General features: G+C 70.1%; 13 protein-coding genes. 4 read left to right on the top strand and 9 right to left on the bottom strand.

The window, feature by feature from the left end; translation table 11 throughout:
• Positions 1–400: 400 nt before the first annotated feature.
• The 5 genes from IE206_RS02725 to IE206_RS02705 form a co-directional block, all read right to left on the bottom strand.
• Positions 401–901, bottom strand: coding sequence for a histidine kinase (locus tag IE206_RS02725; protein WP_189960230.1), 501 nt, complete (start codon positions 899–901; stop codon positions 401–403).
• A gap of 141 nt (positions 902–1,042) precedes the next feature.
• Positions 1,043–2,770, bottom strand: coding sequence for a TIGR03767 family metallophosphoesterase (locus IE206_RS02720; protein ID WP_189960228.1), 1,728 nt, complete (start codon positions 2,768–2,770; stop codon positions 1,043–1,045).
• 255 nt (positions 2,771–3,025) lie between these two features.
• Positions 3,026–3,724, bottom strand: a complete 699-nt coding sequence (locus IE206_RS02715; protein ID WP_189960225.1) for an alpha/beta fold hydrolase — start codon at positions 3,722–3,724, stop codon at positions 3,026–3,028.
• 35 nt (positions 3,725–3,759) lie between these two features.
• Complete coding sequence (locus tag IE206_RS02710; RefSeq protein ID WP_226598663.1) at positions 3,760–4,038, bottom strand: hypothetical protein; 279 nt, start codon at positions 4,036–4,038, stop codon at positions 3,760–3,762.
• Positions 4,039–4,220: 182 nt separating this feature from the next.
• Entirely contained in the window at positions 4,221–4,817 is a 597-nt protein-coding gene (locus IE206_RS02705) for a DUF2867 domain-containing protein (RefSeq protein WP_189960223.1), read from the bottom strand.
• A 96-nt stretch (positions 4,818–4,913) separates the two neighbouring features.
• On the opposite strand from IE206_RS02705, the gene IE206_RS02700 reads away from it, so the two are divergent.
• A complete protein-coding gene (locus IE206_RS02700) occupies positions 4,914–5,471 on the top strand; it encodes a TetR/AcrR family transcriptional regulator (protein ID WP_189960221.1) in 558 nt (185 codons plus the stop codon).
• A gap of 77 nt (positions 5,472–5,548) precedes the next feature.
• On the opposite strand, the gene IE206_RS02695 is transcribed toward IE206_RS02700, so the two are convergent.
• Positions 5,549–5,944, bottom strand: a complete 396-nt coding sequence (locus IE206_RS02695) for an SH3 domain-containing protein (protein ID WP_189960219.1) — start codon at positions 5,942–5,944, stop codon at positions 5,549–5,551.
• Positions 5,945–6,141: 197 nt separating this feature from the next.
• Between IE206_RS02695 and IE206_RS02690 the strand changes: the two genes are divergently transcribed.
• Together IE206_RS02690 and IE206_RS02685 are read left to right on the top strand one after the other, a co-directional pair.
• Positions 6,142–6,819: a peptidylprolyl isomerase gene (locus IE206_RS02690; protein WP_226598662.1), complete on the top strand. Its 678-nt coding sequence runs from the start codon at positions 6,142–6,144 to the stop codon at positions 6,817–6,819.
• A gap of 95 nt (positions 6,820–6,914) precedes the next feature.
• The gene (locus IE206_RS02685) at positions 6,915–7,178 is read left to right on the top strand and encodes a DUF6225 family protein (protein ID WP_189960217.1); all 264 of its coding nucleotides are present in this window, start codon (positions 6,915–6,917) and stop codon (positions 7,176–7,178) included.
• A gap of 98 nt (positions 7,179–7,276) precedes the next feature.
• Here the strand turns inward: IE206_RS02685 and IE206_RS02680 are convergent, their stop codons facing one another.
• Both IE206_RS02680 and IE206_RS02675 read right to left on the bottom strand, forming a co-directional pair.
• Positions 7,277–8,389: an alpha/beta hydrolase gene (locus IE206_RS02680; protein WP_189960214.1), complete on the bottom strand. Its 1,113-nt coding sequence runs from the start codon at positions 8,387–8,389 to the stop codon at positions 7,277–7,279.
• 204 nt (positions 8,390–8,593) lie between these two features.
• Positions 8,594–9,031 (bottom strand): DUF4345 domain-containing protein, encoded by a 438-nt coding sequence (locus IE206_RS02675; protein ID WP_189960212.1) that lies wholly within the window; start codon positions 9,029–9,031, stop codon positions 8,594–8,596.
• A 90-nt stretch (positions 9,032–9,121) separates the two neighbouring features.
• Here IE206_RS02675 and IE206_RS02670 point away from each other — a divergent pair, with 90 nt between their 5' ends.
• Positions 9,122–9,727 (top strand): TetR/AcrR family transcriptional regulator, encoded by a 606-nt coding sequence (locus IE206_RS02670; protein WP_189960210.1) that lies wholly within the window; start codon positions 9,122–9,124, stop codon positions 9,725–9,727.
• 26 nt (positions 9,728–9,753) lie between these two features.
• Here the strand turns inward: IE206_RS02670 and IE206_RS02665 are convergent, their stop codons facing one another.
• Entirely contained in the window at positions 9,754–11,637 is a 1,884-nt protein-coding gene (locus IE206_RS02665; protein ID WP_189960208.1) for an ABC transporter ATP-binding protein, read from the bottom strand.
• Positions 11,638–11,795: the final 158 nt, after the last annotated feature.

The following is an 11,795-nucleotide window of genomic DNA, read 5'->3' as shown; positions in this document are numbered from 1 at the left end:
CGTCGGCGGCGGCAAGGCGGGCCCGGCGAGTGAGGGGGCTCACCTGGTGGGGGGAGTACCAGGGAACCGCCGTCCCACTCGCCGGGCGCCTTCCCGGTGGCGGCACAGGCTGCCTGCAACTCCCGCGACGGCTGCCCTGCCGGTGATGGTGCGCACCGGGAGCCGGTGGTGGTGTGTTCGGGGCCGAGCGGCCGGGACCGCTCTTGCTGCCAGGGAGACCGGTCTCTCGTTCTGCCCTCACCATCGCAGCGGACAGGGGCCCTGTACAGGCCGATTCTGGACGGGGACGGGCAGTGCTCCCGGGTGTCCGAGATGCCTCGACTCACGTCCGTCGCAAGGCGGTTGAGACGGTATTACGAGCCGCGTTCGTGGCGCGGACGTGCGAAGCCTCCTCGGCGGCTCAAGCCTTCTCGGTGTCCTGCGCGGCCCGCTCGGCCGCCTCGACCTGGGCGGCGAACTCCTTGGCGGACAGCCGTTGCAGGGTGCCGTCGTGGCGCCGGGCCAGCTCGTCGGCGGGCTGCTGCGAGGACTCGTGCAGATCGACGACCAGCATGGACATGCCGTCCTCGACCCTGCTGCTCAGCACGATGAGGCCGGCGCCGTCCTCCAGGAGCTGACGGTTCTCCGCCGCGTTGGCCAGTGTGGCCCCTGCCGCGCTGCCGAGCAGCACGCCGATCGGGCCGCCGAGCAGCCCCACCAGACCGCCGACCAGACCGCCGCCCACCGTGGGCACCCCGGCGCCGCGCACATGGTTGTCCGGCACGTCGAGCAACCCCTCGGCCGAGCGCTCCAGAATGGCCGCCTGGCGCAGCCCCGGCAGCGACACGGCCTCCGCGAAGGCCGACCGGCAGCGCGCCGGATCGGTGAACGAGACCAGCAGAACATGGTGGGTGTCCGCCATGGCGGGTGTGCTCCCTCGTCGTGTGACGCGCGGCTGTCGGCACTCCCAGTGGAACGCCCGCCCGACGGCCCCGCCAGGCGGGCACGGCCGTCGGAGTACCGGGCCGCCCACCACGGGCCGTCGAGCAGCGCCGCCGGGCCGCTACTTGCCCGGGTGGGCCAGGATCAGCTCGGTGTTGTGGTCGGCGGAGGAGCCGAGCCTGGCGGCCGGGGTGGCGTACGGGTCGTTGTACGACAGCTCGCGGTACAGGGCTGCCAGGCCCCGGTCGGAGGTGTCCGCGAAGTCCGTCGTATAGGGCGCGGCGGACTCGATGAGGGTGGTGAACAGCGACAGGGTGCCGTCGCCGTTGTCGGCTATCTCGATGATCCGGGCATGCTGCGGGTAGTCGACGTGGGACGCGGTGTTGATCTCCCAGAAGGCGCGCTCGGGAACCGCGTGGCCGTGCGGGGTGATGCGGTTCTCGTGGGTGTGGCCGTTGACCCAGGCCACCACGTTCGGATAGCGCTGGAGCAGCGAGACCAGGGCATTGCCGTCGTGGCGCCCCTCGAAGGGGTGGTACGGGTCGGGCAGCAGGTTGCCCATCGTGGCGCTGGTGTGGTGGCTGAACAGGACGACGAGCGAGTCGCTCGATCCGCCGCGCACCACGTGCCCGTCGGTGTCGTACCAGTGGCTGCTGTGCGACTTCAGCACCGACTCGAGCCACTTGAGCTGTGCCGTGCCGAGTGAACCGTCCGCGAAACCGGCCCTGTTGGTGGTGTCCAGGCTGATGCCGAGCACGCCGCTCGCGAGCGGGAACGTGTAGTACAGGTGCCCGCTGCTCGCCGCGTCCGAGGTGAAGCCGTGGCCGACCGGCCCGGCGCCGGTGTACGCCGGGTTCAGGTGCGCCTTGGCGAACTCGGCCGGGGTGAAGGGGCGACGGCGCTCGTCGGGGGTGACCTTGCGGATCGCGCCGCCGTTGCCGAGCAGCTTCCCGAGCAGGATCACGGCTTGGGCCGGGTCGTGCTGCAGGGCGTAGGCGAGCTTGGCCGCGGTGGCGTCGTCGATACCCTCGATCTTCCGGTCCCCGGTGTACAGGTCGCCCAGCAGACCGAGGTCGGGCAGGCTGCCCTCGATGCTGTCGTCGTGGTTGCCGACGGTGGTGTACCAGGGCACGCTCAGGCCCGGAGCGTTGAAGGGGCGGCCCGCGCCCGACAGGAAGCCGGGGATCTGCGGGAGCCCCTTGGCCTTGTAGGCGTCCTGGAAGGACGACTCCGGGTTCCAGTAGGCCGCGCTGCCCGAGTTCTGCACGCCCTCGTAGCGCGAGGGGTCGCCGCTGCTCGGGGTGATCCGGCCGCCGCTCATGACGGACAAGTACCAGTCGAGCTCGATGAGTTCGTGGTTGTCGGTGTTGTCGCCGGTGGCCATCACCATGCCGAACGGCAGCCCCGTGTACGGACCTTGGCGCACCGAGTTGACCCGCTCGACCAGCGACGAGGCACCCCGCACCGTCAGCGCTTCCTGCGGGCGGTGCGCGCTGTCGTTGTACTGGGCCAGGTACTCGAACCGAACCGGCGACTCGGTGTCCGCCAGGTGCAGGTCGGTGAACTGGACGAAGGAGGCGAGCCCGGTCCGGCGGTCGTCCCGGCCCGAACCCGCCGCGGCCAGCTCGCCCCGGACCACGAGCGGCCAGCCCGGTCCGGCCACGAGGCGCTTGTACGAGCCGCTGCCCACCGGCATCGCGGCCTGCTCCAGCGTGGTCCCGCCGACCCGTACCGCCCGCGCGGCCGTGGCTGCCAGCGCCCGGTCCTGCGCCGTCGCCGACCACAGAGCGGCCCCTGCGGCAACGGCGGACATCCTGGAAACGAACTGACGGCGGTTCATCCCGCGCATGGGTATCCCCCTGATGGCACTGACAGTTGAGGCACGGCGGCTTTCGGCCACGACCGTGCGGCCACACACTACTGGCGGGTAGCTGTATGTACAGGTGCCGGGAGGAAACTTGAGGGAAACAAATCGGGGAGCGTGCTTCTGGAGCGGCGTGCGGGCCGCGCGCCGGAGCTCACCACGTGGCCCGCCCTGAGCCCATGCAGCCCGTGCAGGCTACGGGCGTAGACCATCGCCGACCAGGGGCGCGGCCCGCCGCCGTCACCTCGCCGCTTCGTCCAGGAGTATCCGTGCCAGCTCCGTCGGCCGGGAGAACATGGGCCAGTGGCCGGTGTCCATTTCGGCCAACCGCCAATAGCCGCCGGCCAGCAGCGAGGCCACGTCGTCGCTGGGCTTCGCTCCGTCGAGCAGACACTTGATGTAGGTCGCCGGGAGTTCGCCGAGCGGGCGGGCCAGCACGGCGGGTTCGGTCAGCGTGGCCCCCGGGTGCGGCGTCGAGCCGTCGACGATCCGGGCGATCTGCTCCGCGCTCAGTCCCTGGCCCTCGAAGTCCGGCGCGGTGAGCGGCGCCCAGAAGCCGCCGTTCTCGGCTATGGATGCCTCCACCGCGGCCTGCCAGTCCAGCCCGCCGGACACGAACGAGCTGCCATCGGCCGGGACATTGGAGTCGACGAAGACGACCCGCGCCAAGCGGTTCCCTATGCGCTCGGCGGCCTGGCCGACCGGAATGCCCGAATAGCTGTGCCCGACCAGCACGACATCGCGCAGACCGAGGCGCTCCACCTCGCCGACGATGTCCTGGACATGGGTCTGCTGCCCGGCCGGCACGCCCTGCTTCTCGGCGAGGCCGGACAGCGTCAACGGGTGGACGCCGTGGCCGCCCGCACGCAGCGGCGGCACCACGTCCTCCCACGCCCACGACCCGAGCCAAGCTCCCGCGACCAACACGAAATTCGTCATGGCTCCACCGTAGAGACGGGGTCTGACAACGGGCCCTACGCCGACTCCCGGGCCCGCTCCCGCACGGGGCCCGGTGCGGGATGCACCGGGGCCAGGGCCGATTCCGCGGCGGCGATGGTCCGCACCAGGGTCTCTCGCGCCGGGGCGATCCGGGCCGACCGCTCGTCCAGCGCGCTCAACTGCCCACGCAGAGCGTCCAGTACGCCGGGCACCGGGGAGCCGGACGAGGCGCTCGCGGACGCCGCGCACGACCACGGGGGGCTGCCCGTCGTCGTGCACGGCTTCGCGCCGGCCGCCGCTGAAGACCTCCACACGCCGTCCTGTCTGGCCGCGCGCTGCGCCCCGTGGCCGCATGGCGTCCCAGGAGCACGCCCGGCAGAAGCCGACGGACATCCTGAGCTCCCGTGAGAGCGACGGAGCGGTACGCCTGCGCACCGGTGCCTGGCTCGTCACCGCCAACCGCCCGAGCTGACCGGGGCATCGACCACTCAGGTCGTCAACTGGTCGTGCCGTCAGGGGAGTCGGCTTCCCACTGGGCGCCGATCGACCGGATCAGCGCCGGGTACACCCCGACGTACCGGAAGGGCTTGATGGCTGCCATGTACAGGGTGCCGAAGAGTCCGTTCGGCTTCACCAGGACGGCCATCTGGCCGTGGTAGCCGCCGGATCCGTCCGGGACCCAGCCGATGTGCAGCACCGCCTGCACCGTCTTGTTGGCCATCTCTGCCGCCCACTCGTCGTGCGTCTGGTAGACGGAAGTGAACGGACGCGACCGGAACGCGGGTCCCTGCGGCCCCTCGCGGAGGTCTGCCGGAAGCCGGTCGCGCAGCGTGCGTACCCGGGTGCCCACGCCTTCGTCGGGCTTGTCCCAGCCGAACAGCTTGCCCAGCTTCCAGCGGGCCGCGAAGAGGAAGCGCTGAACGGGGGAGGAGGCGCTCGCGTCGTTGCCGCTCGTGAACTGGCGTACCAGGCGGTCGAGTTCGTCCGGGCCGCCGGGCGTGGGCAGTGCCCACACGTCCTCAAGTGTGAAGTCGGCCGCGATCTCGTGGATCCGCCAAGGGCGGGACGTGTGCGCCGTTGCGGGGAGTTTCATGAACGGACCCCTGTCTATACGATGCCGTATATATCAATGCTAGCACCGGTTATACGGTGCCGTATAGGCGATGGCCGGCGTGAGAGGAGACACGGCATGGGTGCGACTCGCACGCCGCGTGGGAAGTGGATCGAAGAAGGGCTGCGGGCGCTGTCGGCCGGCGGCCCGGAGGCGGTCAGGATCGAGTTGCTCGCGCAGGCGCTCGGCGTCAGCAAGGGCGGCTTCTACGGCTACTTCAAGAACCGGGACGCGCTGCTCACCGAGATGCTCGACACCTGGGAGCGCGAGGTGGCCGAAGCGGTGATCGAGCGGGTCGAGAGCGGTGGGGGAGACGCCAGGGCCAGACTGGAGCGGCTGTTCGCCATTGCAACGGCGGGTCAAGGTCCGACGACGGGCGTCGTGGCCGAGCTCGCCATCCGGGACTGGGCCCGGCGCGACGACGACGTCGCCCGGCGGCTCCGGCGGGTCGACAACCGCCGGATGGAATACCTGCGCTCGCTGTTCGGTGGCATCTGCTGCGACGAGGGCGAGGTCGAGGCCCGCTCGATGCTCGCCTTCTCGCTGCGCATCGGCGAACACTTCATCGCCGCCGACCACGCGGGTCGCAGCCGCGCGGAGGTCATGGAGCTGACCAGGGAATGGCTCCTGAGGTAGCCACCCCCTGTCCCGGGCCCTCAAAGACGGGGCGCCAACAGCCCCTGGTCATACGGCTGTTGGCGCCCCGTCTCAGCTCACTTGCAGTACGGCACGCGGCCGAGGTTCTGCACATAGCGTGCCGAGACCCAGCCCTGCTTGCCTGCTCCGAGCTTGTACCAGAGCCTGTTGCCGTCCACGCTCTGGCCGATCTTCTTGCACTCCGGCGCGGCGGCCATGCCCTTGGGCAGCAGGCCGATCCGCTTGGAGTTGGTGCTCGCTTCCTGGCGGATCCACACCCCGCCGTTGGCGACGACCTTACTCATGTGGTGGGCCGCCGGTGCGGCGGCGGGCGCCTGCTGAGCCGAGCCGCCGCCGGGCTGCGGCGTCGGATTCGCCGCCGAAGCCCCGCCTGCGCTGAGCAGGATTCCCGATCCGGCGAGTGCCGCCACCGCGCTTGCGGTGACGATCCTGCGCATTCCAGATACGTACACGCTTTGCCCCTTTCATTCCTTTTGTGGATGTTACTCCCTATAAGGCGGTCAAGGGTGGCGACCCGTTCCACTGGGATCGAAGAACTTCCGTAATGTGTAAGTCAGTTGATGTGCCAATCGGAGTTTCCCGTGGTCCCCTGAGGTGGAAGGGATGATGCGGCCATGTCACGCTCATCCCTCCGGAAGGAAGCCCTCCAGTGCTCCGCAGACAAGGCGCGTTGCTTGCCGCAGTCGTTCTGATTCCGCTCGCCACGGCAACGCAGGCCGGTGCCGCCACAGGAACGCGGGCCGCCCCGGCGCAGCCGGCCGCCGCGTGCACCTACACCCCGGCCGTCCCCGCCGACAACTACAAGGGGATTCCGGACTTCGACCCGGTCAAGGCCGCCCGGCCCTTCAACGCCACCCTGCGCACCAGCCAGGGCGCCATCACCTTCAAGGCGCTGACCGACAAGGCCCCGTGCACCACCAACTCCTTCCGGTTCCTCGCCGAGAAGCGGTACTTCAACGGCTCCCACTGCCACCGGCTCACCACCGCGCGGCTGTACGTGCTGCAATGCGGCGACCCGACCGGCACGGGCAGCGGCGGCCCCGGGTACTCCTTCCCGGACGAGAACCTCACGGGCGCCACCTATCCGGCGGGCACGGTGGCGATGGCGAATGCCGGGCCCAACACCAACGGCAGCCAGTTCTTCTTCGTCTGGAAGGACACCAAGCTCTCGCCCGCCTACACGCCGTTCGGCCGGGTCACCTCCGGGCTCGACGTCCTGCAGAGGATCGCGGCGGGCGGCGAGGACGACCAGAACGGGCCGGGCGACGGGTACCCCACGCTGCCGGTGAACATCAAACGCGTCGACGTCAAGCGGGGCAGCCACTGACCGGGACCCCCGCCCAGTAGGCCAAGCGATTGCCGTTGCGTTTTCGCTGGCGAGGGAGCGCGGGGCGAGGCGGGGGGCGCCGCTACTCTCCGCCCATGACGGACACCTATGACCACACCCCGCAGGTATGGACCGCAGGCCGCTTGCGGGAAGCTCTCGCCGGCCTGTCCGACGAGACCCCCATCCACATCGCCGTCGCGGACGGCCCCGGCGACTTCGAGGGCTACAGCGAGTACGCCCTCGTCGACCTCGAACCCGTCGAGAAGGACTTCGGCGAGGACGCGGAGGCCAGGACCGAAGTCGAGTACACGCTGTTCGCCGACTACAAGGCCGGCCAGTACCACGTCGACCTGGTCTGACCCGCCCCACCGCGTACGGGCCGGGTGGCAGGCGGTTCCTCGCCACCTGCCACCCGGCTCACCCGTACCGCTCAGGAGGTGGTTGTTCCTCGGGCGGCTCAGTCGGCGGCGAGGCGGGCGCTCAGCCATTCCAGCGAGGGCGGGATCTCCCGGAGCCAGGTGTTGAAGTTGTGGCCGCCGGAATCGAGCGTGATCGAGGAGACGTGCGCGGGCCGCTTGACCTTCGCGATGAACTTCTGGGTCTCCTTGAGGTTGCTCTCGCCCCGCTTGGACGTGGTGACCAGGAACGACGAGTTGCCCTGGGGCAGATGGTCGAGGCTCCACAGGAGATCGGACCGCTTCTCCTCGTGCTTGTTCCCGTGGAAGAGGTCACCCGAGTCCGAGTCCACCTCCGGCTGGTAGTCGGCGGACAGGCCGACCCCGGCCGCGTACGCCTCCGGGTGTTGCAGGGCGACCTTCAGCGCGCAGTAGCCGCCCGTCGAGTCGCCGATGAACCCCCAGTTCTTCGGCTTCGTACCGACGCGATACGTACCGGAGATCGCCTTGCGCACGTCGTCGGCGAAGAACGTCTCCGTCTGCGGGCCGCCCGGGATGTCGATGCACTGGGTGTTGCGCGGCGGGGCGACGGTGGGCCGCATCATCACCAGGATCATCGGCTGTGTCTTCTTCTCCTTGGACAGCGTCCACGCTGTCTTCGGGTAGTGCAGCCCCTTGATGAGATTCTCGGCGGTCCCCGGGAAGCCGGTCAGCACCACGGTGACGGGGAAGGACTTCTTCTCGTACCCCTTCTGGAAGTACTCCGGCGGCAGATACACATAGGCCGGGGTAACTATCCGGGACTTCGCCCCCTGCACCGTGACCCGCTGCACCTCGCCGCCGATGCTCGGCTTTCCGGCGCCCGGAACGTCGACCTTCTGCTTCCCGTCGACCTTCACACCCGGGCTTGCGGCCGCCTTCGCGTCCAGGACTCCCACACCGTCCTGCCGGCCGAACAGGTCCGCCCACGAGCCGTAGAAGAGGAACGACTTGTTGGCCGCGAGACCCACGGAGGAGAAGAGCAGCAGCTGAACCGCGCACATCAGGCCCACCCGCGCCACGACCGGCCGCCACCCCTGCCGCGCCAGCCGGGGCCACAGCCACACGACGACGAGGGACAGGAGCACCGTGCAGAGCACGGCCAATACCAGAACGGTGGTACTTGTCAGGCCCATGGATCAAGAACACTCTCTGCACGAGATCGTCCTGGACGCGGCGCCCGGCGGCCACCGTCCAGCCGCACCGACTCGGGGGTGCGCACCGAACTAGAGCGGTATCCGGCGTGATCCGTTGCCTCGTGATCACCAACCTTTCGGACGCGTACGGTATGTGGCGAAATCGGTCCGCCCTTGAGGCGTCCGGTCGACCTGCGCCACTTGCTAGGACGTCGAGCGGGCCGCGGTGCGGGACGACTCCTCGGTCTTCCAGCGGCGAGCCGCCACCTCCCGTTCGTCGGCGGCCGACAGCCAGAAGTAGAGCGGGGGCAGGGTGAGTTCGATGCCCATCAGGACCAGCTGGAACCAGTTCGGGCGGCCGAGCGCCGCCCAGGACAGGAGCCGGCCGGCGCCGCCGAGGAAGAAGACCCCGGCGAGCAGACGCACGGCCCTCGACGGGATCGGCGACTGCCGCGCCACCCAGATCCAGGCGAGCCCGTACCCGAGGAAGATCGCGCCGAAGAACCGCATGAGGCTGTCGACGGTCGGCCCCGGTGACGCCGCGCCGGGCACCGAGTCCATCCCAGTGGCGAGGTGTACGGCGCCGATCAGCACATCGGCGATCCCCATCGCCCACGAAAGCCACTTGAGGAGCCTGGCCATGGTGTGGTCCCCCTTCGGTCTTAGTAGGCACTTGTCTACTAAGATGACGATAGGTTCGCTAGTAGACACGCGTCAAGTAAGCTGGGCGTCATGACCGCGCGCCGCAGGCTGAGCCCCGACGAGCGCCGCAAGGAGTTGCTCGACGTCGGAGCCCGCCTGTTCGCGGCGAAGCCCTACGACGACGTGCTGATGGAGGACGTGGCCGAACAGGCCGGAATCTCCCGGGCGCTGCTCTACCGCTACTTCCCCAACAAGAGCGCCCTCTTCGCCGCCATCTACCGGCAGGCGGCCGACCGGCTTCTCGACGGCACACCGATCGACCCCGCGGAGTCGCTGCTCGAACAGCTCTCCGCCGGGCTCGACGTCCACTTCGACTACTTCGCCGCCAACAGGCACACGGTGCTCGCCGCGAACAGGGTGCTCGCGGGCGACCCGGTGATTCAGGCGATCATCAACGACGAGCTGGCCGAACTGAGCCGGCGCGTCCTCGATGCGACCGGACTCGAAGGCCCCGCCAGGGACACGGTCTCCGCCGTCCTCATGAGCTGGCTGGTGTTCGTCCGCGCGCTGTGTGTGGACTGGCTGACCAACGAGGCGTTCTCGCGGACCGAGCTGCACGACATGTCGGTGGGCGCCCTGCTCGGAGCCCTGGGCGCCGTCACCGATGTCGACCGGTTCCTCGGCGCCGAGGGCTGACGGCGCCGACAAACGCGTACCGCCGGTCAGCCGAGCGCGGGTGCGCCGCCGGGGCGCTCGAACTGCGTGCGGTACAACTCCTCGTAGCGGCCGCCGAGTTCGAGGAGTTCGTCGTGCGTGCCGCGCTCCACGATCCGGCCGTCCTCGACGACCAGGATCAGATCGGCGGAGCGCACCGTGGAGAGCCGGTGCGCGATCACCACCGCGGTGCGGCCCTCCAGCGCCTCGCCGAGCGCCTCCTGCACCGCGGCCTCGGACGTGTTGTCGAGGTGGGCGGTGGCCTCGTCGAGGATGACCACACGCTGGCGGGCGAGCAGCAGGCGAGCGATCGTCAGACGCTGGCGCTCACCGCCGGAGAGCCGGTAGCCGCGCTCGCCGACCACCGTGTCGAGGCCGTCGGGCAGCGAGGCGACCAGACCGTCCAGGCGGGCCCGGCGCAGCGCGTCCCACAGGTGCTCCTCGTCGGCGTCCGGGCGGGCGAGCAGCAGATTGGCGCGGACCGACTCGTGGAAGAGATGGCCGTCCTGGGTGACCATGCCGATGGTGTCCCGGATCGAATCGGCGGTCAGATCCCGTACGTCGATGCCGCCGAGCCGCACCGTGCCGTCGTCCGCGTCGTACAGCCGGGGCAGCAACTGGGCGACCGTCGACTTGCCGGCGCCGGACGACCCGACCAGGGCCACCATCTGCCCCGGCTCGGCGCGGAAGGAGACGCCGTGCAGCACCTCGGTGCCGCCCCGGGTGTCCAGGCTGGAGACCTCTTCGAGCGACGCGAGGGAGACCTTGTCGGCGGACGGGTAGCCGAACCGCACGTCGTGGAACTCGACCGACACCGGGCCCGGCGGCACCTCCCGGGCTTCGGGCTTCTCCGCGATGAGCGGCTTCAGGTCGAGCACCTCGAAGACCCGCTCGAAGCTGACCAGCGCGCTCATGACCTCCACGCGCGCCCCGGCCAGCGAGGTGAGCGGCGCGTACAGCCTGGTCAGAAGCAGGGCGAGGGAGACGACCGAGCCCGCTTCGAGGGTGCCGCGCAGCGCGTAGTAGCCGCCGAGCCCGTAGACGAGGGCGAGCGCGAGGGCCGACACGAGGGTGAGGGCGGTGATGAACGCGGACTGCGCCATCGCCGTACGCACCCCGATGTCGCGCACCCGGCCGGCTCGCGCGGCGAACTCGGCGGACTCGTCGGCGGGCCGCCCGAACAGCTTGATCAGGGTCGCGCCGGGGGCCGAGAACCGCTCGGTCATCCGGGTGCCCATCGCCGCGTTGTGCTCGGCGGCCTCCCGCTGAAGCCGCGCCATCCGGGTGCCCATGCGGCGCGCGGGCAGCACGAACACGGGCAGCAGGACCAGGGCGAGCAGGGTGATCTGCCACGAGATGCTGAGCATCACGGCGAGCGTGAGCAGCAGGGTGACCAGGTTGCTGACCACGCCGGACAGCGTGTTGCTGAAGGCCCGCTGGGCGCCGATGACGTCGTTGTTGAGGCGGCTGACGAGCGCGCCGGTGCGGGTCCGTGTGAAGAACGCGACCGGCATCCGCTGCACATGGTCGAAGACGGCCGTGCGCAGATCGAGGATCAGGCCCTCGCCCAGCGTCGACGACAGCCACCGGCTCACGATGCCGAGCGCCGCCTCGGCGATGGCGATCGCGGCGATGAGCAGCGCGAGCCGGGTGACGGTACCGCTCTCCTTCCCGCCGACGATCGCGTCCACGACCCGCCCGGCGAGCAGGGGCGTGGCCACCGCGAGCAGCGCCGTGGCGACGCTCAGGACCAGAAAGAGGGCGATCCGCCGCCGGTGCGGGCGGGCGAAGGCGCCGATGCGGCGCAGGGTGGCCCGGTTGAAGGGCCGCTTGTCCTGCTGGGCGGTCATGACGTTGTGGAGCTGTGTCCACGCGGTGGCTTCCATACTCATGCGAGGAACGTACGACCTCTACCGAACTTGAGGTCAATGATTCACGAGCTTGAGATCAACAGGTGGACGGGCCGGGGCCGACCGGGCCCGCCGGCGGGTCAATGATCTCCCGGGCAGCTTCGTCGGCACTCACGGTGCCCGGCCGTCCAGGGACGCAC

Source organism: Streptomyces violascens (genome assembly GCF_014649955.1).
GTDB classification, from domain to species: Bacteria; Actinomycetota; Actinomycetes; order Streptomycetales; family Streptomycetaceae; genus Streptomyces; species Streptomyces violascens.
The sequence above is the reverse complement of the archived record's forward strand: the minus strand, read 5'-3'. Positions and strand labels throughout refer to the sequence as shown.